Here is a 25,940-nt window from a genome sequence, read left to right as displayed (position 1 = left end):
ACCGCGGCCCGTCCCACCCCCTGCCCTGCTCGGCAGCATCGACGACCATGCCGCCGATCCAGTGGGCGCCGCCGTCCTCGTCGTACGCCCACATCACGTGTCCCACGACGGTGCCGCCCGCGCGGATCGCGAGCGAATGCCACACCCCGGGGCCGGCCCGCCCGGGGCGTGCGCGGCCGCGGGCCCGGAGGGGGCTACGCGGCGTGGCCGCCGTCGACCGCGAACTCCGCCCCCGTGACGTAGCCCGCCCCCGGCCCGGCGAGGAACGCCACCACGTCCGCGACCTCCTCGGCCCGCCCGAACCGGCCCAGTGCCGTCATGGCCGCCTGCGGGCCCGCGTACGGCCCGTCGGCCGGGTTCATGTCGGTGTCGACGGGCCCCGGATGCACCACGTTCGCGGTGATCCCGCGTCCGCCGAGCTCCCGGGCCAGGGCCTTGGTCAGTCCGATCGTCGCGGCCTTGCTCATCGCGTACAGCACTCCGCCCGGCCCGGGCACCCGCTGCGCCATGCAGCTGCCGATGGTGATGATCCGTCCGCCCTCCCGCATACACCCGGCGGCGGCCCGGGCCGCGAGGAACGCGCCCCGCACATTGACGCCGAGCACCCGGTCGACGTCGGCCGGCCCGACCTCCTCCATGGGGCCGACCAGACCCACCCCGGCGTTGTTGACGAGCACGTCGAGCCGCCCGAACCGCCGTACGGTCTCTCCGACCGCGTTCGCGACCTCCGCCGCGTCCCCCGCGTCCGCACGCAGCGCGACGGCCCGCCGCCCGAGCGCCTCCACCGCCTTGACCACCCCGGCCGCGGCCCCGGCATCGCGGACGTAGGTGATCGCCACGTCCGCTCCCTCCTGCGCCAGCCGCACCGCGACCGCCGCGCCGATGCCCCGGCTCCCCCCGGTCACCAGCGCCACCGTGTTCCCGTCCATGTCCTCTTCCTCTCGCATCATTTGGTTGCGGGTTCAATCAAATAGCCTCCAACCCCCCATCGCCGGCAGGAATCCGACCCCGCGTTTCCGCACCGCGAGGAGGAACGCCAGAGCCCCGCCGGTTGCGATCCTCGGCGGGGCCCTGGCTACAGGAGGCGTCTGCTATCCGATGGTGAGGTACGTGTTCCAGGCGTCCTCGTCCACGCCGGTCGGCCCGCCGACCGCCGTCGTCCCGCCCGAGTAGAGCCACTCCTTGCCGGCGCTGTCCACGGCCCAGATGTCCGGGATCCCGTCACCGTTGGCGTCGGGCGTGCCGAGGATCTTCGGAACTGCGGTCCGGCCCCAACCCGTGGTGGCGTAGCCGTAGTCCTGGCCGCCCAGGGCACTCGCTCCGTCCTTGAGGGAGACGAGGTCGACGCCGCCGTTCGCGCCCGGCTTTCCCTTGCGGAGTACCAGGCCGCGGTTGGGGTTGAGGTTGTCGCGGTAAAGGAGGTCGGGGATCTTGTCGCCAGAGATGTCCCGGACGCCGACGATGTCGCGAGAGTCCCAGACGGTGGTGGCCACCTTCTTGTACGAGCTGAAGCTGGCACCGGAATAGCCCGAGAACAGCCACAACACGTCGCCGGCGATGGCGAACATGTCGGGGGAGCCGTCGCCGTCGATGTCCTCGGTAACGACGATCTGCCGGAGGGTCGCCGGATCCGGCGCTCCTGCGGGGAGCAGGATCTCCATGCGGCGACTGATATCGAACTGGCCCGTGCCGATGCCCGGGTACACGTAGAGCTTGCCGTCGGGCATCCGCGCGATGATGTCGGTCAGGCCGTCCCCGGGGAACCAGTCCGTGGAGTGGCCGATGAGTGCAGACTGCCCGGTCTGTGCGTCCTTCCAATGACCGCTGACACGCGTGCCGTTGTCCAGAGTGGCGAGGAGATGGGCGTCGGTGTCGCCGATTGAGTCACCGGCGTAGGTCAGCAGGTCCCCGTTCGCGTCGACGGCCAGGAGGTCGGGGTGGCCGTCGCCGGTGACATCGCCGGGCATGTCCAACCCCGGCCTGGCCCTGACCAGGAAATCGTAGGCGGTGTGGCCGGATACATTGCCCGACTTGCTGACGGTGCGGACGTAGAGGACGTTGGGACCGGTGGTGTCGACCTGCATGGTGATGGTCGCCTTGTCACCGCCGGACTCCGGGGTGGCCTTCTTGTCGAAGAGTGGGCGGTTCAGGCTCCACTGGTACTCCTGGACGTCGCCCGCCTTGGCGCCGTTTCCAGTGATGTGCAGCGTTTGGTTCGGAGTACCGGCCTGGTGGAGGCTCCAGTCGGTGCCGTTGCCACTCGGCGGGAAGTCGATCGAGTCGACGGCCGGGTTGGGCGGCACGCTGTGGCTCACGGTGAAGGTGCACCAGCCCCCGCCACCCGAGTCGGCCGGCCCGCTTCCGGGCGACCAGGAGCCGTCCTTGTCCCTGGCCCGGGCGAGCCACCAGTACTGCTTGCCGTCGTCGAAGTCGTCGAAGGGCACTTCCGCGAAGACGAAGCCCTCGCTGTTGACGGGCAGCCATTTGTTGAAGACCGTCGTGTTGTCGCTGCCCCACACCTCGATCTGGATCTCGTGAAGGTTCTGCTGGTCGGTCCGGTCATCGCGGTCCGTGCCCTGGACCTGGAAGGTCACGTTCGTCTTGCCGATGGCGGTGCCGGCACCACTGGTCAGGCACGGGCCGCCGGGGAAGGTCTTCATGTTCGCCGCGACGGGGATGTTCGGAGGAGTGTTGTAGACGATCTCGACGTACGGCGCGGTCTCACCGTTGGCGATGAACTTCTTCCAGTAGTACGGGTTGGACTCGTTCGGGGCGGCGAACCCCAGCGACATGGCGCCCCAGCCGCTGTTCGCGGCGTGCGTCACAAGGCCCTTGATGTCGGGAGCGATCCAGTTGTCCGGGCACGAGCTGTTGTACCCGTAACCGGAGTTCTCGCTGGTGACCTTCCAGTTCCAGAAACCGGTCGTGTTGTTCCAGGTACTCGACGAAGAGATGAAGGGAGTCGAGTAGATGTCCATCGGCTTGTTGTCACACGACCACGAGTACGTCTGCAATGCGCGTACCTTGGCCGAGAGGATGGCAGTGCCCTGCAGTTGGCTGCCGAACTCGAAGTTGAAGATGGAACGGGACGTGCCGCCGGTGGTGGACTCGTATCCGACGCGGGCTTCGTTCGTACCGCTCGCGTTGTAGTTCTGCCCGTTGTAGAAACTCGAATTCCCCTCCGTCTTGTAGAGGAGCGTCCAGGAGTGCTTGTGCCCCTTGAACGACGGGTCGATAAACACCGGGTAGACGGTCTGCGGGTCGTTCAGCAGGGAGCCGTCCGGGGCCAGCGAGAGCGTGTTCTCTGCGAGGGCCGCCTTCACCGGACGCAGGCGGGCGCCCTCTGCTCCGGCCAGACCGGCCAGGCCGAGCGTCGGGTGCTGCTTCGCCGTCTCGGACGGCTTCCACGCCGGTACGCCGTCGGTCGCGGCGACTTTGCCGCTGGAGTCCCACGACATCGGCGTGGGAGAGCCGGCGATCTCCTCGCCCTTCGCGTCACGGGCACTGACCGCACCCGACTCGGCGTCCAGCTGGAAGCTCATGTCGGGCGAGGCGAGGCGGTACTTCAACTCACCGAGCAGAGGATCGGCCGCGGCTTGCTTGTCCTTGACCACCAACAGGTGCGAGTAGCCGCCGTCCTGTGCGGTCATCACGAGGTCGATGCCCGGACGGACGTTCTCGTACAGCGCCCGTGGACCGTCGATGACCGGTGCTGGCAGTACACCCGGCCAGCTCACGACCATCTCGTGACCATCGGTCTTCAGGCGCACCAGCTCGGTCCATGCCTCGCCTGGTGTGTCCTGGCGCAGTGCCACCCGGCTCACGCTGCGTGAAGCCCGGTCACCGCCGGCACCCTGCTGATCCGTGCCCCCGCCGAAGAAGACGCGGCCGTTGACGGCCTTGGCCGCGTAGCCGCCTTCGACGCGCTCGAGGTCCGTGTCGATGGGCTTCCAGGCGCCATCCACCTCGGCACGGAACGCCGAGCTGTGGATCTCCTTGCGGAAGGAGCCGTCCGGGCGGGCCCACGTCGTGGTGTTCGCGGCACGCGCGGCGGTGACCTCCACCTCCTTGCCGGTCTTCTCGGCGAGACGCCGCGCTTGGTATTCGGCGAGCGGCGTGTCCTGACCGGACCGGTCCCCGGAATCACCGCCCACGACGTGCACCCCGACGGGCACCGCGACGGCGACGGCAAGCAATGCGGCGACGCCTCCCAGGGTTCGGCGGCGCCGGTACCAACGGGACGCCACCGCGGCAGCGCCTTCTCTTTCGGCCGCCTTCGGCGGGCCTTCGTCACTGACAGACACAGACGTACTTCTCCCCCCTCGGGCGCTCAGCTCCGCAGCCCTCGGTACTCACAAATGATGTCCGGCCATCGGCCTGAAACGCGAAGGGCTCACTCCCCGTTCGCCATTCGCACACACGATGCGCGAGCCGAGCATGAACCATCGCGCCGACATCCGCACCCGTGGCACCGCCCGTCCGGCGTGCCGTTAACGGCCGATTCGTACCCATTACCCCAGCGTGTGCAGTCGTTAAGGTGACAAAGAGCACACCGGATATCGGAACCGTGACTTTTCCTGCGCGTTACCCGCACAATCAGCTGGCTATTTGTCAGTTTCCTGCCGGCCATGTGCCTCGCCGTGGCGGCAGCTCGTGGGGGGGTCCACATGTCGCCGCTCTCGGCGAACAATTTCCGCCTGCCCGGAGGCAGAAGGGCCCGCGCGAGACGCGCGCGCCTCGCCGGGCGTACCGGCATCACGCTGTCCGTGGTGCTGGCCGCAACTCTTCTGCCCGCCCCGGCCTGGGCGGCGCCACCGGGCGACCGCAGCGGTGTGCAACTGCCCGAGCTCCAGAGCGAGAGCCGGGCCACGCTCGATGCGACCGAGGCCGCGAAGCTGAAGGTCTGGAGCGGCGACGTCGTAAAGCCTCTTGCCGAATTCGAGGCGACCCACAAGGCGGCACCGGCCGCGGCCGTCGACAGCGAGACGCTGTCGGCAGAGGCCACGGCTCCCGTTCAGATCGGCGCCCTCCCCGTCAGCATCGGCAAGGCCGAGGGAGCCGCTGCCGCCCCGTCGGGTACCTGGTCGGCCGCCATCACGGAGCGCACCAAGACCGAAGCCGCCGACGTCGACGGTGCGATCATCACCGTCACGCCGCCGGCTGATGCCGCCACGCCGGTGGACGTGCAACTGGACTACACCAAGTTCCGAGACCTCTACGGTGCCGAATGGGCCTCACGCCTGCAGCTCAAGCAGCTGCCGACGTGCTTCCTTGAGCGGCCCTCGGATCCGCTGTGCTCCGTGTCCACGGACGTTCCGAGCACAAACAACCCGTCGGCCAAGACGGTCACCGCAACCATCGACCCGAGCACGGCAACCGTTGAGGGCGTGCGGACCATGACGGGCACCGGAGGCGGATCGGTGGTCCTCGCGGCCTCCGACAGCGCCGCGGGTGCGGGCGGTACGTACAAGGCCACATCGCTCGCGGCTTCGGGTTCCTGGACTGCCGGTGGCAGCAGCGGTGGATTCAGCTGGTCCTACCCGCTGACGGTTCCGCCGGCCCCGGCCGGCCCCACCCCTGCCATCGCCTTCTCCTACTCGTCCCAGGCGGTGGACGGCAAGACGTCCGCGACCAACAGCCAGGCATCCTGGGTGGGCGACGGCTGGGACTACAGCCCCGGCTACATCGAGCGCCGCTTCCGTTCCTGCTCCGACGACCTCAAGGAGCACAACGGCAAGCCGAACAACGACAACGCCACGGACAAGAAGAAGGGCGACCTGTGCTGGGCCGGCGACAACGTGGTCATGTCGCTCGCGGGCTCGACCACGGAACTCGTGCACGACGCCGCAACCGGGAAGTGGGTTCCCTCCTCCGACGACGGTGCCAAGGTCGAGCTGAAGACCGGCGCCGGGAACGGAGCCAAGGACGGCGAGTACTGGGTCGTCACCACGCGTGACGGCACGCGCTACCACTACGGCCGCCACAGTGTGGGGACGCACGGCGACGGTACGTCGCCGAAGACCGTCACCGACTCCGTCTTCACGGTCCCGGTCGTCGGTAACCATCCCGGCGAGCCGTGCTACAAGCCGGCCTACGCGGACTCCTTCTGCACGCAGGCGTGGCGCTGGAACCTCGACTACGTCGAGGACGTCCACGGCAACGCCATGGTCATCGACTGGGAGAGGGAGTGGAACCGGTACGCCAGGAACGAGAAGTTCTCGGAGAAGGACGTCAACAAGGTCGGATACGTCCGAGGCGGTCACCCCACCCGGATCTTCTACGGTCTCCGCGCAGACAACCTCGCCGGGGCTCCCGCCGGCCGCGTGGATTTCGGCGTGGACGAGCGCTGCTTCGCCGACCGCAACACCAAGTGCGGAGAGGACCAGTTCAACTCGAAGAACGCGGATGACAAGCGCGGCTGGTGGGACACCCCCACCACTCTGCACTGCAAGACGGACGCGGCGAACTGCTACGTCAGCTCGCCGACGTTCTGGTCGCGCAAGCGCCTGGTCTCCGTCACCACCAACGGACAGCGCACCGAAGGCTCCACCAGCCTGTCCAAGGTCGACCGGTGGACGCTGACCCAGTCCCTGCCCAGCCACCGGACCGACACGCACCCCCCGCTGTGGCTGGAGTCCATCACCCGGACCGGATACGGTCCGACCGGCGTCGCCAACGATCCGCCGTTGCCGCCCGTCAGCTTCCTCGCCAACGAGGTCGACATGCCCAACCGGGTCGCCAAGTCGGCCAGCGAGGCGACCCCGGACTTCGACCGGCTGCGCGTGGAGACCATCCGCACGGAAACCGGCGGCGAGATCCACGTCGACTACTCCGCTCCTTGTGCGGTGGGCAGCCCCGCCAGCCTCAAGGAGGAGGGCAACGACACCCGGTGCTTCCCTGTCCGCTGGTCCCCGGACCCGGACCTGCCGCCGAGCAAGACGCCGATCGAGTGGTTCAACAAGTACGTCGTGGAGAAGGTGACCGAGATCGACCGGGTCGCCCGGCAGCCCGGTGTCACCACCGCGTACGCGTACAACGGAGGCGCGGCCTGGGCCAAGGAGGAGGACGAGTTCACCAAGCCCGAGCTGCGTACGCACAGCCAGTGGCGCGGCTACGCCGAGGTCGTCACCACCACGGGTGTGACGGAGAACGCGGGAAAGCCCACCGCGACGGAGCAGTCCCAGACCACCACCCGCTACTTCCGGGGCCTGTCGACGCCCACGGCGAAGATCATGGTCAAGGACTCCACGGGGGCTGAGGACCTCGGCGAGGACCTGCTCCAGTTCCAGGGGCAGGCCGCGGAGACCATCACGTACACGAACGCGGGTGGAGGCGTCGAGTCCCGCGAGCTGTTCAAGCCGTGGAGGAGCGAGAAGACGGCCTCTCGACCTCGTACGGACACCACTCCGCTCGAGGCCTACCGACTGGGCGTCGAGCGCAGTGACAAGATCCAGTACGTCGGTGGCGGTGCTGCGCGGATGGAGCGCGTCACCACCACGTACGAGGGCGCGGCCACGTCGTACGGCCTGCTCCTGAGCACCCATACCGCGATCAAGGAGAACAAGGGCACCGGCTGGACGACCTTCAAGGAGTCCTGCAGCAAGCCCGAATACGTCCACAACCCGGCGAACAACCTGGTCGGCCTGGTAGCGGAAGTCGTCGAGACGACCGGTGACTGCAGTGCGGCCGCCGTAGCCGCCGCGCTCGCTTCCGGATCCGTCATCGGCAAATCCCGTACGTCGTATGACGCGGCGAACGCCTTCGGGGCGGCACCTACCAAGGGCCTCCCGTTCCAGGTCGACGGCATCGACGGGGCGGGCACCGGTTGGACGACGTCCGGCCGTACCGAGTACGACCCGCTGGGTCGTGCCGTGAAGACCTACGACGCGGCGGGCAACCCGACCAGCATCGCTTTCAGTCCGGCCACCGGCCCCGCCTTCTCCGTCACCACGACCAACGCGCTCGGCCACCAGGTGACGACAAAGCTCGATCCGGCCCGGGGCAGTGTGCTGGAGGCGACCGACGCCAACGGGCGCAAGGTCACCACGGCGTACGACGCGCTGGGTCGGACCACCGAGGTGCGCACCCCGTCGCAGAAGGCGGCGGACAAGGCTGCCTACACGTTCGATTACCAGATCACCGAGCACAAGGCGCCGGCCGTCATCTCCCGGACGCTCAAGGACAACGGCACCTACACCAGCTCCATCGCGATCTACGACGGCCTGCTCCGACCGCGTCAGACCCAGAGCGAGGCTCACGGCGGCGGACGTCTGGTCAGCGACACCCTGCACAGCGCGAACGGCACCGTCAGCCAGACCAACAACGGCTACCACGCCGAGGGCGATCCGGGCACGGAGATCTTCGTTCCCAAGTCGATCACCGAGGTTCCCAACTCCACGCAGACCGCCTACGACGGCCTGGGCCGCGCCGTCCGCGTCACCGCACTGGAGAAGGGCACCGCCCAGCAGTCCGCCGTCACCCAGTACGACGGCGATTCGACCCTGACCCGCACCGCGATCTCGCCCACCGGCACCACGCCGATGGCGGGCAGCCGGGCGGTCAGGACCAAGACCGACGCACTGGGCCGCACCTCCGAGATCCAGCACTACACCGCCACCGACCTCACCACGTTCAACACGACCACCTACACCTACGACGTCCGCGGCAAGCTGGCCAAGGTCACCGATGCCGACCTGAACAACTGGACCTACAGCCACGACGCCCGTGGGCGCCTGATCGCGTCCGAGGACCCCGACGCCGGCAAGTCGAGCTTCACCTACAACAACCTCGACCAGCAGGTCTCGACGACCAACGCCTACAACGTCACCCAGTACACGGCGTACGACGCACTCGGCCGCAAGACCGCCCTGCGCGACGACTCCGAGACCGCCGCCCCGATAGCCACGTGGACCTACGACACGCTGCCGGGCGGCAAGGGGCAGCCCGTCGCCTCCACCCGCAGGTGGAGCGGCACCCACTCGTTCAAGACCGAAGTCACCGGCTACGACAGCGAGTACCGGCCCACGGGGTCGAGGATCACGATCCCCGACCTGCCCACCACCAAGGGCCTGGCCGGCTCCTACGCCTACAGCACCACGTACACCCCCACGGGCAAGGTCCAGTCCACGACCCTTCCTGCAACCGTCGGCGGTCTCGCCGCCGAGAGGCTCGTCACCCGCTACAACACCGACGGCATGGTGCAGACCATGTCGGGCCTGTCCTGGTACACGGCGGATACCGTCTACAGCCCGTTCGGCCAGGTACTGCGTACCGCGGCCGGCAACGCGCCCTACCGTGTGTGGACGACGAACTCCTACAACCCCCACACGGGACGGGTCGCCAAGGCGTCAAGCCACAGGGAGACACCGGACGCCAACTCCCAGTCGAACCTCCTCTCCTCGCTCGCCTACCAGTACGACATGGTCGGCAACCCGACCTCGATCACGGACTCGTACCCGGGAGCAGCCAAGGGAGCGGAGCTCGTCGACCGCCAGTGCTTCACGTACGACGCCATGGGCCAGCTCGTCCGAGCCTGGACTGCCAAGGACACGTGCCCCACGACGCCTGACGCTCCGGCGCTCACTGATGTCGGTTCCGGCACTCCGGGTGACGCGTACTACCAGGAGTACGCGTTCGACAAGATCGGCAACCGCACCAAGCTGACCGATCACGATCCCACGAACAGCGCGCTCAAGGACGAGACGAGCTACACGTACGGCGTCGAGATCACGGGTGGAGCACAGCCCTACCCGAAGAAGCAGCCCCACGCCCTGACCAAGGTCAACAAGACCACCAGAACAGCCGGCTCCACGGTGGACTCCCTTTCCACCTACACCTACAGCTCGGTCGGCAGCACCAAGACCCGCACGATCGACGGCGACACCCAGACCCTGAACTGGGACCGCCGCGGCAAGCTCCTCTCCGCCACCAGCCCCGGTATCGGTTCCGTCGCGGTCACCGGCCTCTCCGGCAAGTGCCTTGACGTCCGGGACGGCAACACTGCCGACGGCACGACCGTCCAACTGCTGTCCTGCAACGAGACGAAGCCCCAGCAGTGGAGGATCACCGGCGACACCGTTCAGGCCCTCGGCAAGTGCCTCACTGCCGCCAACGGCAAGGCTGTCCTGAAGGCCTGCGCGGCGGGGGACCTCAATCAGAAGTTCACCTACGCCCCTGAGGGCAAACCGCAAGCCCTCGTCACCGGTGCCAACCAGTGCGTCACCGTCCCCAATGACAACGACGCCGAAGGCAACGAGCTGCACATCTTCACGTGTGCGAGCCCTGCGCCCACGCCGGCCCAGCAGTGGAGCTTCGGCAACGTCACCAACTACCTCTACGACGCCTCCGGCAATCGGGTCATCCAGGAAACCGGAAGCGCCCGTACCCTCTACCTCGGCGAGACCGAGGTCACCGTCGACAAGGCCGGCAAGGCAATCGACGCCGTCCGCTACTACAGCAGCCCCGGCGCCCCGACCACGGTACGCCGCACCAACGGCAAGACCACCGGCCACACCCTGTCGCACCTGCTCACCGACCACCACAACACTGCGACGATCAGCGTCGACCAGAAGAAGGACCAGGAGGTCACCCGCCGCAAGTCCGACCCGTACGGCAACGCGCGCGGCAGTCAGCCCGCCTACTGGCCCGGCGACCGCACCTTCCTCGGCGTCGGTAACGACGACAACACCACGGGCCTGACCCACATCGGCGCCCGCGAGTACGACCCGACGACGGGCCGCTTCCTCACGGTCGACCCGATCATCGACCTCGCGGACCCGCTGCAGATGAACGGGTACACGTACTCCAACGGCAACCCCATCACCAACTCGGACCCGAGCGGCCTGAAGCTGTTCGAGGGTGACAACGACGGCGGATTCGACAGCGGCGGATGCGGCGGATGCAACACCGCTGCAAAGAACTACACCCCGGGCAAGGATCTCAGCTACTACAACGATGGTCCGATCACCCTGAAGATCGGCAAGACCGTCATCGTCTTCAAGGACGTGCCGACCTTCCAGGAGTCCACCAAGGCCCTTTACAAGAGCGACCCCAGCATCAAGAGGCACTACAACATCTATGCCGACTGCATAGACATGAAGAGTGGGGATGGCTGTCGGCCCCGTCATCCTGGCACTGCTGTCCACTGGTCGGTCCCGGACTTCCTCTGTGCTCGTGAAGGGGTCACCTGTGAAAACCAGATGACCTACGTTGAGGCAGTTGCCGAGGTTGGAGTTGCCGCGCTACAGCATGGCAGCGGCCCGATGCTCAGGGGCTTCGGGGGGCCCAGGGGGACGCCGCCGCCCCCCTGCCGTAATAGCTTTGTCGCCGGCACGGAAGTCCTCCTCGCAGACGGAACCAGCAAGCCCATTGAGGATCTGGTCGAAGGCGACGAGGTCCTGGCGACCGACCCGGAGACCGGCGAGACCTCCGGGAGAACCGTTACGGCGACCATCTACACGGAGGACGACAAGACCTACGTCGACCTGAGCGTCCAGACTGCTCACGGCGTCAAGACCATCACCACGACGGGCCACCACCCGTTCTGGTCGGAAACCGACCGGGTCTGGAAGGACGCTGCAGACCTCAAGCCGGGTGAGACCCTTCGCGCAGACGATGGGGCAGGGGTAGCGATTGCAGCAGTTCGCGCCTACGAGGCCTTCGACGAGACCTACAACCTCACCGTTGCCGACCTCCACACGTACTATGTGCTGGCGGGAGCCACCCCCGTCCTCGTCCACAATTGCGGCGGCAGGGTCAACGGGGCTGACTGGCATCACATTTTCAACCGGCACTCCGCGAGCAGTCGGCACCCCGGTAAGAGCAAGTTCTCTACAGATAACACCACGACGATCCGTTCCCTCGTGGAGGAAGCCCTGCAGAAGGGGGCGCGTGGCTCCAATGGTCTGAAGGGGGGGCACGTCCATGAGTTCGACTTCGGGAGAACGGTGGGGTATGACAGGAACGGGAAGCCATTGACGGGCGTCCGAGTGGTGGTGCGTAAGAAACAGATTATTACCGCCTTCCCGATCAAGATGGGCACAGGTGCAGGAGGTCCCCCGTGATTGTAATCAACTACACATTGTCGAGCGATCCACTCGTACTGCGGGAGCAGAGTAAGATGGATCTCGCTACTTCCAGCCTTGCGGATCTGTGCTATTCGTGCTTCGGGGGAGATCTGAAGCTGCAGATAAATGACGTCGATTTCAGCATCGTGACCGGAGGGGGGGTTCAGATGCTCGACTTTTCCGTCGAATTCTATGAGGCTACTCGCCGAGTGGAATCCGCGGGGAGTGGGAGGGTGACCTTCGCTGGCATGGCCGACGAGATCTTTATTAGCAAGTCGCCCTCCGGTGGAGCGGAAATAAGTGCGAACTATGTGGACGGGTCGTCTGAGGTGTCACTGGGTGAGCTCAGTAATTCTGCTTCCGCATTTATTAGGCAGTTGATTTCCGATTTGGAAAGAGAGTATCCAAAGCTGCGTAGTAATAAGGAGTTTATGCGACTCCATTTGCTGTCCTAAGTGGCGCCCGGTTGACCGCAATGCAATGCCCGGCCGGAGGATCCCCTCCGGCCGGGCATTGTGCATATTCTGGCGGACGCTTGCCGATTGGCTCGATTTGCCTGGCATCTCACACCGCAGCGACCCTGCAATTCCCAAGATGTGATCGGTGTCGACAGGTGTATCGCCTGAAAGATGGCGCGCAAGTAGGGGCTTGTGGCGCAGGCGACCTTTGTGGCTGCATATTAGTGTCGATGTAAAGGATGGCTAACTAAGCCTGCAACATGGGATATGAGGTTCACGCTCATAGCATATAAGCCCAATAGGGCAGACGCGGGCTATCCGTCCAAGGTTATGGTCCGTTGTGGGCAGCTTGCTGTAGGCGGCGCTCTGCAGACTGAGCTCTTTCCGTCATCGGCCTGAGCTCGCCAGATGCAGGGTCAGGACAGCTTGGACCAGGCTTGTGATGCGGGTGGTCGAGCACCGCAGTTTGCGGAGGAGTCGCCAGGACTTAAGGGTGGCGACGGCCTGCTCGACCATGGCCCGGATCTTGGCGTGAGATCGGTTGACGGCCTTCTGACCGTCGGAGAGCGTCTCCCAGCGACCCCAGTACGGAACGCGGACTGTGCCTCCGGCACCGCAGTATCCTTTGTCCGCCCAGCACGTGATGCCGGCGTCCGTGAGCATGTCGACGATGCCGTGTTCACGGGCGGCTCGGACGTCATGGACAGCGCCGGGAAGAGCCGGCGATGCCCACAGCAGCCGACCGGACGGATAGGCCAGAACCTGCACGTTCATCCCGTGCTTCTTGTGCTTCCCGGGGTAGAAAGGGCGGTCCGCGGCGATCCGGTCGATGGGCAGCAAGGTGCCGTCCAGTAGTACAAGCGCCTTGGTCGATGCCGGCAGCCTCCTCAAGGGTCGGGGCGAGTGCGGCCAAGAGGTCGACAGCCTCGGCGACGTATCGGTAGGCGGTGGTGGTGCCGACACCGAACCCGGCCGCGAGCTGGGCGTAGGGGTGGCCGTTGCGGAGGTGGGCGAGTGTGAGCAGAGCCTGCCGGCCCGGAGTCAGGCGCCTCCACCGGGTGCCGAGCTCCCGGCGGTGTTGGCGGAGCTTGGCGGACAGGAGGCGCAGGGCAGAGCTGGACACGTCGACGCCGGAGGGGTACACAAGCACACGAAGCCTCTGAAGGAGACGGTTTTCTTGGTCGAAGACCCGTCTACCAGGGGCTTCACCTGCCTGTCAGCCCAACTGGCCAACGCGTCCGCCGGGTTGGAGTCGACTCAGTTCCTCAAGACCCAGGTGGGCGGCCTGCTCGCGACGGACTTTCTCCACCTCGACACCATCGGCCTGCACCGCTTGTACGCCCTGCCCGTCAAAAGCATCGTGGGAGCCATGCCGACGGCCGCCCTTCGGCATCGGAGTCCGCCGATCATTCCGGGTGACAGTCCGGACCAGCGGGTGGCACCATGCGGCCATGTGCGAAGACTGCCTGGCCGGCTACTCACGCTGCGTCCACGTCACCGCTGACGCCGCCGACGCGTACCGCCAGGCCATGCGGCTGTGCGCGCTGATGGAACACCACGGCGAGGAGGCGGAACTGCTGACGCACCTGGAGAGCGTCGACGAGGTCCGCCGAATGGCGGCGGCGCTGCCGAACTCCCGCTTTGTGCACCGCCCTTACCCTGGCGCCCGACCCTCTTGCGGCGCCGGCGGCTGCGAACCGGACGTGCCGGTCATGGACGACCGTGAACTGGAGGCACACCTGCCGCTCGAGATGTCGGCACGGTTCGCACGGGGGACGGCCGAGGACCGGGTTATCGCGGCACTGGGCGACAACGGCAACGCGGTCCTCCTCGTATGGCCGGGCCGCTGGCCGGACAGACCCGAGCACGGCCTGCACGGCTCCCGCCACGACGCGGTACAGGTCGCCTTCCGCGGCGACCACGCCGACCCTGCACTGCTGTCCGGCCGGCACGCGGTCCACGTCCACGTGTCCAAGCAGTCCGGCCACCGCGGCGTCGAGTATCTGGCTGCGCAGGCGGGCGTCCACCCGTGACCAACTCGGTGCTCGTGCACGCCGCCGTCCGGTCCGCATCACCGCACTCGCCCAAGCCGTCCTCGCCCTACACCTGACCAGCTCAGCGTGAAGGTGGAAAGAGCTCACTGACCGGTGGTAAGCATTGGCGGTCGTGCGTGGCGGCGCGATGAGTTCGGGTGGGGGCGGGAGTCTGAATCCGTAGAGACCATCGAGCGAGGAGCGCAGAGGCATGGCCGAGCTGACACTGACCACCTTCGTGACGCTGGACGGCGTGATGCAGGCGCCGGGCGGGCCCGACGAGGACCGCAGCGACGGGTTCGAGTACGGCGGGTGGGCCGCGCCGTACGTCGAGGAGGGGATGGGGGAGTTCGTCACCGAGGTGTTCGGCCGGGCCGGGGCGTTCCTGCTCGGGCGGAAGACGTACGAGATCTTCGCAGGCTACTGGCCGGAGCACGACGACCCCGCCGACCCCGTGGCGGGCGGGTTGAACCGGCTGCCCAAGTACGTGGCCTCGACCACCCTCAAGGAGCCGGCCTGGGGGCCGGCCACCGTGCTCGACGGGGAACACCTGCAGAGCGAGATCGTCCGGGTCAAGGACGCGCTGGACGGAGAGCTCCAGGTGCACGGAAGCGGGCAGCTCGCGCAGTGGCTGCTCGCCCGGGACCTCGTGGACGAGATCAACCTGCTGGTCTTCCCCGTGGCGCTGGGCACCGGGCACCGGCTGTTCCCCACCGGCGGGCTGCCGACCGCCTACGAGCTGACGGGCTCCCGGACGACGCCCGTCGGGACGGCCATCCACACCTACCGGCCGACGGGCCGCGCCTCCTTCGGCACCGTCGGTGCCTGACCCCCGAGGACCGGCACGGGTGGGCGGGCCGAGCTCGCCGTAGGGCCGTGGACGGGGTGCGACCTGCGTTCGGCTACCGCCGGTCCAGGGCCAGTTGGACCACGCGGCCCTCGCGCAGGACCAGGAGGTCCGGGGCCTCGTGCTCGTAGTGGCGGATGCGGCCGACCGGGCCCGGCGGGCGGATGTGCGGGGTGAGCAGCAGCAGGAGGTCCTCCAGGGCCGGGAGCTGCTCCTCGTGGATCTCCTGGCGGGCCGTCAGGGCCCAGCCGTCGCGTTCCGCCGGGCCGAACTCGCCGACGAGCATGCCGCCGACGCGCCACGCCGGGCCCCGGGGCGAGAGCAGGCCGTCCCCCGTCAGCTGGCGGCGCACCTCCGCGAGTACGGCGTCGGGCGTGGTGTCGAGCAGGTCGAACGCCAGGTCCACGGCGTAGAGATCAGCCATGGGCCCGATGCTACGGGTCGCAAGCGGACGGCCCGGAAACGGGTCGCCCCGCATGATCGGCTCCGGTACGGTGTGCCCCGCAACCGTGCGAGCCGTCGATGTCTCCACCCCCTGAGCGCCCGCTGGAGACTCCCGTGACCGTTGCCGTGCCACCCCTCGTCGCCGCTCCCCGCCGGGCCTGGCGCGGTGATCTGCCCGTGCTGGCCGTCGCCGTCGTGTGGGGCGGGAGCTATCTCGCCGCCAAGGGGATCACCACCGCGCACACCGTGATCGCCGTGCTGGTGCTGCGGTTCGCGGTCGTGCTGCCGGTGCTGGTTCTCGCCGGATGGGCGCGGCTGCGTGCGCTGAGCCCCGCCCAGCTGCGGGGCGCCGGGCTGCTGGGGCTCGTACTCGGCGGGATCTTCCTGCTGGAGACCTACGGGGTCGTCCACACCTCCGCCACCAACGCCGGGCTGATCATCAGCCTGACCATGATCTTCACCCCGCTCGCCGAGGCCGCCATCAGGAAACAGGCGCCGTCCGCCGGCTTCCTCGGGGCCGCCGCCGCGTCCGTCCTCGGCGTCCTGCTGCTCACGCAGGGCACCGGGGCCGGATTCACCGTGCCCGGCCTCGGTGACCTGCTCATCCTCGGGGCCGCGCTCGCCCGGACCCTGCACGTGCTGCTGATGGCCCGGGTCAAGGCCGTCCAGGACACCGACTCCCTCTCCCTCACCACCGTCCAGCTCGGCGGCGCCGTGCTCGTCTTCGCCCTGCTGGCCGCCCTGCCCGAAACCGGCGCCGCACCGTGGGCCGCCGCCGGCTTCGGGCCCGCCCAGTGGGCGGGCCTGGCGTTCCTCTCCGTCTTCTGCACGCTGTTCGCCTTCTTCGTGCAGATGTGGGCCGTACGGCGTACCTCCCCCTCCCGGGTCAGCCTGCTGCTCGGCACCGAGCCCCTGTGGGCCGCCGTCGCCGGAGTCGCCGTCGGCGGTGAGCACCTGGGCCCCCTCGGCTACGCCGGAGCCGTCCTGGTGCTCGCGGGTACCGCCTGGGGCCGCCGGGCCGTCGCCTCCGCGCCCGCCCCCTGAGCGTGGCCGGAAAGCGCCGCAGTCAGCCGGGGATCACCGCCGTAGGGTGGCCGGATGCCCTGCACACCGATGCGGCTGTCGAACCGGTCACCGATCCGGCAGGTCCGGGAGCTCCTCCAGCCGGACCCGGCGACGCTCCCGCCGCGACAGCTCGCAGGCCTCCGCGACCCGCAGCGCGGCCAGGGCCTCCCGCCCGTCGCAGGGGTTCTCGCCCTCGCCCCGCGCCTGGCGTACGAAGGCGTCCAGCTCGGCCTCGTACGCCGGGCCGAAGCGTTCCAGGAAGCCGGTCCACGGCTTGCTCGCAGCCGGCGGCCCGTTCGGTTCGGTCGAGGCGATCGGGGTCCGGTCGTCCAGCCCGGCGGAGACCTGGTCCCGCTCCCCGGCGAGTTCCATCCGCACGTCGTAGCCGGCGCCGTTGCACCGGGTGCCGGTCGCCGTGACCAGGGTCCCGTCGTCCAGTGTGAGGAGGGCCGCGGCCGTGTCGACGTCACCCGTCTGCCGGAACTGCGGCGGCCCGGCGTCCGATCCGGCCGCGTACACCTCCACCACCTCGTGCCCGGTCACCCACCGCACCATGTCGAAGTCGTGCACCATGCAGTCCCGGTACAGGCCGCCCGAGGCCGCCAGGTAGTCGGCGGCGGGCGGTGCCGGGTCGGCCGTCGTCGTCCGTACGGTGTGCAGCCGTCCCAGAGCTCCGGAGCGGACCAGCTCCCGGGCGGTGAGGTAGCCCGCGTCGAAGCGGCGCATGAAGCCCACCTGGAGCAGTCCTCCGAGGGCGGACACCTCGCGCAGTACGGACAGGGTGCGGGCGAGGTCGGGGGCGACCGGCTTCTCGCAGAACACCGGCAGGCCGCCGCGGATCGCCCGTACGACCAGCTCCGCGTGACCGTCGGTGGAGGAGGCCACGACCACCGCGTCCACGCCCCAGGTGAAGACCTGTTCCACGGAGGGCGCGGCCGTGGCCCCGAGCCGGTCGGCCAGGCGTGCCGCCCGCGCGGGATCGGAGTCGGCGAGCAGGAGCGAGCCCGCCTCCGGGTGGCGGGCGAGCGCCGCCGCGTGGAACGAGCCGATCCGGCCAGTTCCGATAAGCCCGATGCGCATGGATTCAAATTGGCCCGGTCGGCGGAGCCTGTCAATCCGCTCGCATCGATCTTGGGGATTTCGCGCGCTGAGCAGCGATCCCGCCGTGTCGGTCTGCGGGGGCATGCCCCGATGGCCCTTCATGGTCCACTGTGGCGGATACTGGGCGGCTGAAACCGGAATGACCGAATCATGACGGACGGCGCAGCGCGCGGGACGGACGCGGCGGCGGACAAGAGGGACGAGACGGACGAGATGCACGAGGGAAGGGCGCGGCGACGTGGCTAGGGTTCGGACAGGGGTACGCGTCGTGGGCGCCGTGCTCGCGGCGGCGCTGGGGGCCTCGCTCGCGGGTTGCAGCAGTACGGGCGGCAAGCGTGCCGAGGAGCGGGCGAAGGCCGCAGAGGCGGGCCGGCCGGCCGTCTCCACCCCGCGCTGGACCTTCGCGATGGTGACCCATGCGGGCGACGGCGACACCTTCTGGGACATCGTCCAGAAGGGGGCCAAGGAGGCCGCCGCCAAGGACAACATCAACTTCGTCTACTCCCACGACGACCAGGCCCAGCAGCAGGCACAGTTCGTGCAGAACGCCATCGACCAGAAGGTCGACGGGATCGTCGTCAGCCTGGCCAAGCCCGAGGCCCTCAAGGACGTCGTCCAGAAGGCCGTCAAGGCCGGCATCCCGGTGATCACGGTCAACTCCGGTTCCGCGCAGTCCGCCGCGTACGGCGCCCTCACGCACATCGGCCAGGACGAGACGGTCGCGGGCGAGGCCGTCGGCACCGAGCTGGGCCGGCGCGGCCGCAAGAAGGCCGTCTGCGTCCTGCACGAGCAGGGCAACGTCGGTCACGAGCAGCGCTGCGCCGGCGCGAAGAAGACCTTCCCGGGAGAGATGGAGAACCTGTACGTCGAGGGCACGAACATGCCCTCCGTGCAGGCCGCCGTCCAGGCCAAGCTCCAGGCCGACCCGTCCATCGACGCGATCCTCACCCTCGGTGCACCCTTCGCCCCCACCGCGGTCAAGGCCAAGGACGCCGCCGGGAGCAAGGCCGAGGTCGACACCTTCGACCTCAACGAGTCGGTGGCCCGCGACCTGAAGTCCGGCGCCCTCGGCTTCGCCGTGGACCAGCAGCCCTTCCTGCAGGGATACGAGGCCATCGACCTGCTGTGGCTCTACCGCTACAACGCCGACGTGCTCGGCGGCGGACGTCCCGTGCTCACCGGACCGCAGATCGTCACCGCAGCCCAGGCAGCCGAGCTGGAGGAGTACATCGAGCGGGGCAGCCGATGACCGCCGCCACCGCCGTCGACGAACGGCTCGCCCCGGCCTCGCTCCTGCGCCGGCTGCTCGCGCGCCCCGAGCTGGGCGCGGTGGTCGGCGCCGTGGCCGTCTTCGTGTTCTTCTCCATCGTCGCCCCCACCTTCCTGCAGGCCTCCAGTCTCAGCACGATCCTGTACTCGGCCTCCACCATCGGGATCATGGCGGTCCCCGTGGCGCTGCTGATGATCGGCGGCGAGTTCGACCTCTCGGCGGGTGTCATGGTCACGACCTCCGCCCTGGTGAGCTCGATGTTCAGCTACCAGATGACCGCCAACGTCTGGGTCGGCGTCGGCGTGTCCCTGCTGGTCACCCTCGCCATCGGCTTCTTCAACGGCTTCATGCTGACGCGCACGAAGCTGCCCAGCTTCATCATCACCCTCGGCACCTTCCTGATGCTGACCGGTCTGAACCTCGGATTCACCAAGCTGATCAGCGGCACGGTCTCCACCAAGTCCATCGCCGACATGGAGGGCTTCCCCTCCGCCCGCGCCCTCTTCGCCTCGAAGTGGGAGATCGGCTCGGTCACCCTCCAGATCACCGTCCTGTGGTGGCTGGCCCTGGTCGCCGTCGCGACGTGGATCCTGCTGCGCACCCGTGCCGGCAACTGGATCTTCGCCGTGGGTGGCGGGGCCGACGCGGCCCGCGCGGTCGGCGTGCCCGTCGTGAAGACCCGCATCGGCCTCTACATGGGCGTCGCCCTGTGCGCCTGGATCTCCGGCCAGCACATCCTCTTCTCCTTCGACGTGGTCCAGTCCGGCGAGGGCGTGGGCAACGAGTTCCTCTACATCATCGCGGCGGTCATCGGCGGCTGCCTCATGACCGGCGGCTACGGCTCCGCCATCGGCTCGGCGGTCGGAGCCTTCATCTTCGGCATGACCAGCAACGGCATCGTGTACGCGCAGTGGAACCCGGACTGGTTCAAGTTCTTCCTCGGCGCGATGCTCCTGCTGGCCACGCTGCTCAACGCATGGGTCCGCAAGCGGGCGGAGGCGAGCAAGTGACCACCATCGGAGCCACCACCGCCGGCGGCGGGACGACCGCCCTGGTGAAGCTGACCGGGGTCAGCAAGTTCTACGGCAACATCCGCGCCCTCCAGGACGTCTCCCTGGAGGTCTCCGCGGGCGAGATCACCTGCGTCCTGGGCGACAACGGCGCCGGCAAGTCCACCCTCATCAAGATCATCGCGGGGCTGCACCGGCACGACGCCGGCACCTTCGAGATCGAGGGCGAGGAGACGGTCCTCGCCAACCCGCGCGCGGCCCTCGACCGCGGCATCGCGACGGTCTACCAGGACCTCGCCGTGGTCCCGCTCATGCCCGTCTGGCGCAACTTCTTCCTCGGCTCCGAGCCGACGAAGGGCCGCGGCCCGCTGCGCCGCCTCGACGTGCAGGCCATGCGCCGCACCACCCGCGACGAGCTGCTGCGCATGGGCATCGACCTGCGCGACGTGGACCAGCCCATCGGCACCCTGTCCGGCGGCGAGCGCCAGTGCGTGGCCATCGCCCGCGCCGTGTACTTCGGGGCGAAGGTCCTCGTACTCGACGAGCCGACCGCGGCCCTCGGGGTCAAGCAGTCCGGCGTGGTCCTCAAGTACGTCGCGGCGGCCCGCGACGCCGGTCTCGGTGTGGTCCTGATCACCCACAACCCGCACCACGCGCACCTGGTCGGGGACCGCTTCGTGCTGCTCAAGCGCGGCACCATGGCGGGCAGTCACACCCGCGACTCGATCACCCTGGACGAGCTCACCCGCCAGATGGCGGGCGGCTCCGAGCTCGACGAGCTGAGCCACGAACTGGAGCGGGTGGCAGAATCGGGACCGGGCGTCACGGACGCCGCGGCCCGCGGAGCCGGCCGCACCGGACCGGCGGGCCCGACCGACCAGGCCACCCGCACCACCGCACCCACGAGGGACGACACGACTCGATGAGCACGTACCGGGACTTCACGCTCACCCACCGCGGGTCGGCGCGAGGCACCGTCCTGCGCACCATCGGCACCCGCGAGCGGCGGTCGCACCTGACCGCCCCGCGCGTCCCGACCGTCGGCATCGACATCGGCGGCACCAAGGTGATGGCCGGGGTCGTCGACGCCGACGGGATCATTCTGGAGAAGATCCGCACCGAGACCCCGGACAAGTCCAAGAGCCCCAAAGTGGTCGAGGACACCATCGTCGAGCTCGTGCTCGACCTCTCCGACCGGCACGACGTGCACGCCGTCGGCATCGGCGCGGCCGGCTGGGTGGACGCCGACCGCTCCCGGGTCCTCTTCGCACCCCACCTGGCCTGGCGCGACGAGCCCCTGCGCGACGCCCTCCAGGCCCGGCTCGCGGTCCCGGTCATGGTCGACAACGACGCCAACACCGCCGCCTGGGCGGAATGGCGTTTCGGCGCCGGACGCGGCGAGGACCACCTCGTCATGATCACGCTCGGCACCGGCATCGGCGGCGCCATCCTCGAAGGCGGCCAGGTCAAGCGCGGCCGCTACGGGGTCGCCGGCGAGTTCGGCCACATGCAGGTCGTCCCCGGCGGCCACCGCTGCCCCTGCGGCAACCGCGGCTGCTGGGAGCAGTACAGCTCCGGCAACGCCCTGGTGCGCGAGGCCCGCGAGCTGGCCGCCGCCGACTCCCCGGTGGCGTACAACATCATCGCCAGGGTCGGCGGGAACGTCTCGGAGATCACCGGGCCGCTGATCACCGAGCTGGCCCGCGAGGGCGACGCCATGTGCGTCGAGCTGCTCCAGGACATCGGCCAGTGGCTCGGGGTCGGCATCGCCAACCTCGCCGCCGCCCTCGACCCGTCCTGCTTCGTCATCGGCGGCGGCGTCAGCGCCGCCGACGACCTGCTGATCGGCCCCGCCCGGGACGCCTTCCGACGCCACCTCACCGGCCGCGGCTACCGCCCCGAGGCCCGTATCACCAAGGCCCAGCTCGGCCCCGAGGCGGGTATGGTCGGCGCCGCCGACCTCGCCCGGCTCGTCGCCCGGCGTTTCCGCCGCGCCACCCGCCGACGGGTCGAACGCCACGAGCGCTACGCCCAACTCGGCCAGTTCGCCCGCAGACGCGAGACCGCCGCACCCGAGGACCAGGACCAGGACCAGCCGTGAACCCGCCCACCCTGCCCCACCAGGCCTCGGCCCCCGACGAGGGCGGCACGCCCGCGCCCGCCGCCGAGGACCGCCGGCACGTCGTCAAGCGCCGCTGGATCACCGCGATCATCATCGTGCTGCTGATCGGCGTGCCCGCGGGCTACCTGGCGATCTCCACCCAGCAGAGCCGCGAGAGCGGCCGGGACAAGGCCGCCAAGGTCGGTGCGTCCAAGGTGCGCCCCGGCTGGCCCTCCCGGGTGCAGCGCAGCATCTACGAGGTGCCGATCCCGTCGAAGGCCTGGAAGGTCGGGTTCCTGGAGACCAACAACTGGCGCACGAGCCGGCTCTTCACCCAGTTCGCGGTGACCCCGGCCGACCTGGACGCCTTCCTCGCCTCCGTCGGCACCGGCCGCGGCGAGCTGGTCCGCGGCGAGGTCACCATATCGCCCCACGACGCCGAGGTCGCGGGTTGGAGCTGGAGCCCCCGCGCCACCTGGTACGGGACCAGCCTGGAGCAGGCCGACCCGCGTCCCGACCGGGACATCACGGTGGACCTCACCGACCCCGAGCACCCGAAGGTCTACGTGGTCTCCACGGCCACCCCGTGAACGCCGGCTCGTGAAACGGGCCCGCCGCGGTACTAGCCTGGGATCATGAAGCTCACCAAGCGGCTGCACTCCTGCGTCCAGTTGGAGAAGGACGGGCGCACGCTCGTCATCGACCCGGGCGCCTTCAGCGAACCGGACGCCGGTCTCGGGGCGGACGCCCTGCTGGTCACCCACGAACACCCGGACCACTTCGACGAGGGCCGGCTGCGGGCCGCCCTCGATGCGAATCCGGCGGCCGGGCTGTGGACCCTGCGCAGCGTCGCCGAGCGGTTGGCCCCCGCCTACCCGGGCCGGGTGCACACCGTCGGCCACGGCGACACCTTCACCGCGGCCGGGTTCGGGGTGCAGGTGCACGGCGAGCTGCACGCCGTGATCCACCCGGACATGCCGCGGGTCACGAACGTCGGCTACCTCGTGGAGGGGTCCCTCTTCCACCCGGGCGACGCGCTGACCGTCCCGGGGGTCCCGGTGGAGACCCTGATGGTGCCGGTGCACGCGCCCTGGAACAAGGTCTCCGAGGTGATCGACTACCTCCGCGAGGTCGCGCCGCGCCGGGCCCTGGACATCCACGACGCCTACCTCGCCGACATCGCCCGGCCGATCTACGACGTCGCCCTGGACACGCTGGGCGGCACCGACCACGGGCGGCTCGCCCCGGGGGACAGCACCGAGCTGTGACGGTCGCTGTCGGTGCCGGGCGGTAGGTTGGCGGGTATGCGTATCGCCACCTACAACGTCAACTCCATCACCGCCCGGCTGCCGCGCCTGCTGGCCTGGCTGGAGAGCTCCGGCACCGACGTCCTGTGCATCCAGGAGACCAAGTGCTCGGCGGAGCAGTTCCCGCACGAGGAGCTGCGCGAGCTGGGCTACGAGGCGGCCGTCAACGCCACCGGCCGCTGGAACGGCGTGGCCCTGCTCTCCAAGGTCGGCCTGGACGACGTGGTCACCGGGCTGCCGGGCGGCCCCGACTACGAAGGCGTCCAGGAGCCCCGGGCGATCTCCGCCACCTGCGGCGGGGTGCGGGTCTGGTCGGTGTACGTGCCCAACGGCCGCGAGGTCGAGCACGACCACTACGGTTACAAGCTGGACTGGTTCCGCTCCCTGGCCGCGGCCGTCACCGAGGACGCGGCCGGCCCGCGCCCCTTCGCCGTGCTCGGCGACTTCAACGTGGCCCCGACCGACGAGGACGTGTACGACCCGGCCGTCTTCGAGGGCCTCACCCACGTCACCCCGGCCGAGCGGGCCGCCCTGGAGGCGCTGCGCGCCGTCGGCCTCTCGGACGTCTTCCCGCGCGCGCTGAAGTACGACCGGCCGTACACCTTCTGGGACTACCGGATGCTCGCCTTCCCCAAGAACAAGGGCATGCGCATCGACCTGGTCTACGGCAACGAGCCCTTCACCAAGGCCGTCACGGACGCCTATGTCGACCGCGAGGAGCGCAAGGGCAAGGGTGCCTCCGACCACGCACCGGTCGTCGTCGACCTCGATCTCGACCGGTAGGCCCGGAGCCCCGCCGGCGGCCGGTCCCGGGCGGCCGATCCGGGGCGGCGGATCCAGGCGCGCCCTGTGGCCAGCGGCGGATCCTGGTGCGACGCTGGGCGGTATGAACATCCCTTTCCTGGACAACTGGCTGAACCGGCGTGGAGCGGAACAGCGTGCGGGGCTCGCCGACGCCCTCGTGGACGACCCCGAGGGCGTCGCCGAGTTGTTCTCGGAGTGCGAGATGCTGCGGGTCCACGCACGGGCGGCCGGGCTCGAACTCGACGGGAGCCCGGCTTCGTTGGACTCCCTCGACCAGCTGATGCCGCGCTGGCGGCGGGACCCCGAGGTGGTGCCCTGGCTCGGCAACGACGCGGGTTTCTACCTCGGCACCGTGATCGTCCGGACCGTCCCGGGGGCGGCCTGGCAGGTGTGGCCCAACGGCCAGCCGGTGATCCGCCTGGCCTCCGGCCGGGAGCTGAACGTCATCGAGTCGGGGGTGTCCTGGGCGATGACCGGTTCCCCCGAGCTCAGCCAGGCGTACGCGGAGGCCTCCGAGGGCTGACCCGCACCGCGGCCCGCCGCGGCAGACGGCGGCGCACCGCGGCGCACCTCGGCTCGCGGCGGCGGACGGCGTGTCGCGGCGAAGTGGCTTCCACGGCTGGATAGTTTGCGCTCGCCGGCATCCGACACCGAGTGGGCAGGGCAGCGCATGGCCGTCGATCCTCTGATCGAGCTGCGGGACGTCAACAAGCACTTCGGACCGCTGCACGTGCTGCGGGACGTCAGCCTCACCGTCGGCCGCGGGGAGGTGGTGGTGGTCATCGGGCCCTCCGGCTCCGGGAAGTCCACCCTGTGCCGGGCGATCAACCGGCTGGAGACCGTCGAGTCGGGCACGATCCTCATCGACGGGGAGCCGCTGCCCGCCGAGGGCAGGGAGCTGGCCCGGCTGCGCGCCGAGGTGGGGATGGTCTTCCAGTCCTTCAACCTGTTCGCGCACAAGACGGTCCTGGCCAACGTCTCGCTCGCGCAGGTCAAGGTCCGCGGTCGGGCGAGGGGCGAGGCGGACCGGCGTTCCGGTGAGCTGCTGGAGCGCGTCGGCCTCGCCGACCAGGCGGACAAGTTCCCCGCCCAGCTCTCCGGCGGCCAGCAGCAGCGCGTGGCCATCGCCCGCGCCCTCGCCATGGACCCGAAGGCCCTGCTCTTCGACGAGCCCACCTCCGCACTGGACCCGGAGATGATCAACGAGGTGCTGGAGGTCATGCGGCAGCTCGCCCGGGAGGGCATGACCATGGTCGTGGTCACCCACGAGATGGGCTTCGCCCGCTCCGCCGCCCACCGCGTGCTGTTCATGGCCGACGGCCGGATCGTCGAGGACCGCACCCCGGAGGAGTTCTTCACCGCCCCCGCGAGCGACCGGGCCAAGGACTTCCTCTCCAAGATCCTCAAGCACTGAGGGCTTCTGGAGGGCGGGCCG

General features: G+C 69.2%; 18 protein-coding genes and 1 pseudogene. 14 read left to right on the top strand and 5 right to left on the bottom strand.

The window, feature by feature from the left end:
- Positions 1 to 194: 194 nt before the first annotated feature.
- Positions 195 to 929, bottom strand: a complete 735-nt coding sequence (locus tag AW27_RS05800; protein ID WP_236647434.1) for an SDR family oxidoreductase — start codon at positions 927 to 929, stop codon at positions 195 to 197.
- Between the two features lie 162 nt (positions 930 to 1,091).
- Entirely contained in the window at positions 1,092 to 4,247 is a 3,156-nt protein-coding gene (locus AW27_RS05795; RefSeq protein ID WP_157840141.1) for an FG-GAP-like repeat-containing protein, read from the bottom strand.
- A gap of 519 nt (positions 4,248 to 4,766) precedes the next feature.
- On the opposite strand from AW27_RS05795, the gene AW27_RS05790 reads away from it, so the two are divergent.
- Positions 4,767 to 12,062: a polymorphic toxin-type HINT domain-containing protein gene (locus AW27_RS05790; protein WP_157840142.1), complete on the top strand. Its 7,296-nt coding sequence runs from the start codon at positions 4,767 to 4,769 to the stop codon at positions 12,060 to 12,062.
- Positions 12,059 to 12,520, top strand: coding sequence for a hypothetical protein (locus AW27_RS05785; RefSeq protein WP_037915705.1), 462 nt, complete (start codon positions 12,059 to 12,061; stop codon positions 12,518 to 12,520). The genes AW27_RS05790 and AW27_RS05785 overlap by 4 nt, the downstream gene beginning before the upstream one ends.
- Before the next feature lie 390 nt (positions 12,521 to 12,910).
- Here AW27_RS05785 and AW27_RS05780 read toward each other — a convergent pair.
- Positions 12,911 to 13,673, bottom strand: a pseudogene (locus AW27_RS05780) (transposase family protein).
- A gap of 301 nt (positions 13,674 to 13,974) precedes the next feature.
- On the opposite strand from AW27_RS05780, the gene AW27_RS05775 reads away from it, so the two are divergent.
- Together AW27_RS05775 and AW27_RS05770 are read left to right on the top strand one after the other, a co-directional pair.
- Positions 13,975 to 14,556: a hypothetical protein gene (locus AW27_RS05775; RefSeq protein WP_052030017.1), complete on the top strand. Its 582-nt coding sequence runs from the start codon at positions 13,975 to 13,977 to the stop codon at positions 14,554 to 14,556.
- A gap of 211 nt (positions 14,557 to 14,767) precedes the next feature.
- Positions 14,768 to 15,385 carry a dihydrofolate reductase family protein gene (locus tag AW27_RS05770; protein WP_037915708.1) on the top strand — a complete coding sequence of 206 codons (618 nt, stop codon included), beginning with the start codon at positions 14,768 to 14,770 and terminating at the stop codon, positions 15,383 to 15,385.
- Between the two features lie 73 nt (positions 15,386 to 15,458).
- Here the strand turns inward: AW27_RS05770 and AW27_RS05765 are convergent, their stop codons facing one another.
- Positions 15,459 to 15,827, bottom strand: coding sequence for a hypothetical protein (locus tag AW27_RS05765; RefSeq protein ID WP_157840143.1), 369 nt, complete (start codon positions 15,825 to 15,827; stop codon positions 15,459 to 15,461).
- 98 nt (positions 15,828 to 15,925) lie between these two features.
- Here AW27_RS05765 and AW27_RS05760 point away from each other — a divergent pair, with 98 nt between their 5' ends.
- Complete coding sequence (locus tag AW27_RS05760; protein WP_052030019.1) at positions 15,926 to 16,891, top strand: DMT family transporter; 966 nt, start codon at positions 15,926 to 15,928, stop codon at positions 16,889 to 16,891.
- A gap of 87 nt (positions 16,892 to 16,978) precedes the next feature.
- On the opposite strand, the gene AW27_RS05755 is transcribed toward AW27_RS05760, so the two are convergent.
- On the bottom strand, positions 16,979 to 17,992 hold the full coding sequence (locus AW27_RS05755) for a Gfo/Idh/MocA family protein (protein ID WP_037915714.1): 1,014 nt from the start codon (positions 17,990 to 17,992) through the stop codon (positions 16,979 to 16,981).
- 259 nt (positions 17,993 to 18,251) lie between these two features.
- Here AW27_RS05755 and AW27_RS05750 point away from each other — a divergent pair, with 259 nt between their 5' ends.
- The 9 genes from AW27_RS05750 (at position 18,252) to AW27_RS05710 (ending at position 25,919) form a co-directional block, all read left to right on the top strand.
- On the top strand, positions 18,252 to 19,262 hold the full coding sequence (locus tag AW27_RS05750; protein WP_078555779.1) for a sugar ABC transporter substrate-binding protein: 1,011 nt from the start codon (positions 18,252 to 18,254) through the stop codon (positions 19,260 to 19,262).
- The gene (locus AW27_RS05745) at positions 19,259 to 20,293 is read left to right on the top strand and encodes an ABC transporter permease (protein ID WP_037915716.1); all 1,035 of its coding nucleotides are present in this window, start codon (positions 19,259 to 19,261) and stop codon (positions 20,291 to 20,293) included. Before AW27_RS05750 ends, AW27_RS05745 begins: the two co-directional genes overlap by 4 nt.
- Positions 20,260 to 21,219: an ATP-binding cassette domain-containing protein gene (locus AW27_RS05740; RefSeq protein ID WP_236647435.1), complete on the top strand. Its 960-nt coding sequence runs from the start codon at positions 20,260 to 20,262 to the stop codon at positions 21,217 to 21,219. Before AW27_RS05745 ends, AW27_RS05740 begins: the two co-directional genes overlap by 34 nt.
- Positions 21,216 to 22,394 (top strand): ROK family glucokinase, encoded by a 1,179-nt coding sequence (locus AW27_RS05735; protein ID WP_037915719.1) that lies wholly within the window; start codon positions 21,216 to 21,218, stop codon positions 22,392 to 22,394. Before AW27_RS05740 ends, AW27_RS05735 begins: the two co-directional genes overlap by 4 nt.
- Positions 22,391 to 22,984, top strand: a complete 594-nt coding sequence (locus AW27_RS05730; RefSeq protein WP_037915722.1) for a hypothetical protein — start codon at positions 22,391 to 22,393, stop codon at positions 22,982 to 22,984. Before AW27_RS05735 ends, AW27_RS05730 begins: the two co-directional genes overlap by 4 nt.
- A 45-nt stretch (positions 22,985 to 23,029) precedes the next feature.
- The gene (locus tag AW27_RS05725) at positions 23,030 to 23,662 is read left to right on the top strand and encodes an MBL fold metallo-hydrolase (protein WP_037915724.1); all 633 of its coding nucleotides are present in this window, start codon (positions 23,030 to 23,032) and stop codon (positions 23,660 to 23,662) included.
- 36 nt (positions 23,663 to 23,698) lie between these two features.
- A complete protein-coding gene (locus tag AW27_RS05720; RefSeq protein WP_037915728.1) occupies positions 23,699 to 24,484 on the top strand; it encodes an exodeoxyribonuclease III in 786 nt (261 codons plus the stop codon).
- A 103-nt stretch (positions 24,485 to 24,587) separates the two neighbouring features.
- Positions 24,588 to 25,028 (top strand): DUF6278 family protein, encoded by a 441-nt coding sequence (locus tag AW27_RS05715; RefSeq protein ID WP_037915730.1) that lies wholly within the window; start codon positions 24,588 to 24,590, stop codon positions 25,026 to 25,028.
- Between the two features lie 147 nt (positions 25,029 to 25,175).
- On the top strand, positions 25,176 to 25,919 hold the full coding sequence (locus AW27_RS05710) for an amino acid ABC transporter ATP-binding protein (RefSeq protein ID WP_037915733.1): 744 nt from the start codon (positions 25,176 to 25,178) through the stop codon (positions 25,917 to 25,919).
- Positions 25,920 to 25,940 lie beyond the last annotated feature (21 nt).

This window comes from Streptomyces sp. PCS3-D2 (genome assembly GCF_000612545.2).
Taxonomy (GTDB): Bacteria; Actinomycetota; Actinomycetes; order Streptomycetales; family Streptomycetaceae; genus Streptomyces.
This window is presented reverse-complemented; position numbering and strand designations above follow the sequence as displayed.

What these genes read in the sequence shown, in the direction of transcription:
- AW27_RS05735 (WP_037915719.1), top strand. Translation starts at nt 21,216, where the DNA reads ATGAGCACGTACCGGGACTTCACGCTCACCCACCGCGGGTCGGCGCGA.
- AW27_RS05740 (WP_236647435.1), top strand. Translation starts at nt 20,260, where the DNA reads ATGGGTCCGCAAGCGGGCGGAGGCGAGCAAGTGACCACCATCGGAGCC.
- AW27_RS05800 (WP_236647434.1), bottom strand. Translation starts at nt 929, where the DNA reads ATGGACGGGAACACGGTGGCGCTGGTGACCGGGGGGAGCCGGGGCATC.
- AW27_RS05770 (WP_037915708.1), top strand. Translation starts at nt 14,768, where the DNA reads ATGGCCGAGCTGACACTGACCACCTTCGTGACGCTGGACGGCGTGATG.
- AW27_RS05760 (WP_052030019.1), top strand. Translation starts at nt 15,926, where the DNA reads ATGTCTCCACCCCCTGAGCGCCCGCTGGAGACTCCCGTGACCGTTGCC.
- AW27_RS05775 (WP_052030017.1), top strand. Translation starts at nt 13,975, where the DNA reads ATGTGCGAAGACTGCCTGGCCGGCTACTCACGCTGCGTCCACGTCACC.
- AW27_RS05715 (WP_037915730.1), top strand. Translation starts at nt 24,588, where the DNA reads ATGAACATCCCTTTCCTGGACAACTGGCTGAACCGGCGTGGAGCGGAA.
- AW27_RS05710 (WP_037915733.1), top strand. Translation starts at nt 25,176, where the DNA reads ATGGCCGTCGATCCTCTGATCGAGCTGCGGGACGTCAACAAGCACTTC.
- AW27_RS05720 (WP_037915728.1), top strand. Translation starts at nt 23,699, where the DNA reads ATGCGTATCGCCACCTACAACGTCAACTCCATCACCGCCCGGCTGCCG.
- AW27_RS05765 (WP_157840143.1), bottom strand. Translation starts at nt 15,827, where the DNA reads ATGGCTGATCTCTACGCCGTGGACCTGGCGTTCGACCTGCTCGACACC.
- AW27_RS05755 (WP_037915714.1), bottom strand. Translation starts at nt 17,992, where the DNA reads ATGCGCATCGGGCTTATCGGAACTGGCCGGATCGGCTCGTTCCACGCG.
- AW27_RS05745 (WP_037915716.1), top strand. Translation starts at nt 19,259, where the DNA reads ATGACCGCCGCCACCGCCGTCGACGAACGGCTCGCCCCGGCCTCGCTC.
- AW27_RS05725 (WP_037915724.1), top strand. Translation starts at nt 23,030, where the DNA reads ATGAAGCTCACCAAGCGGCTGCACTCCTGCGTCCAGTTGGAGAAGGAC.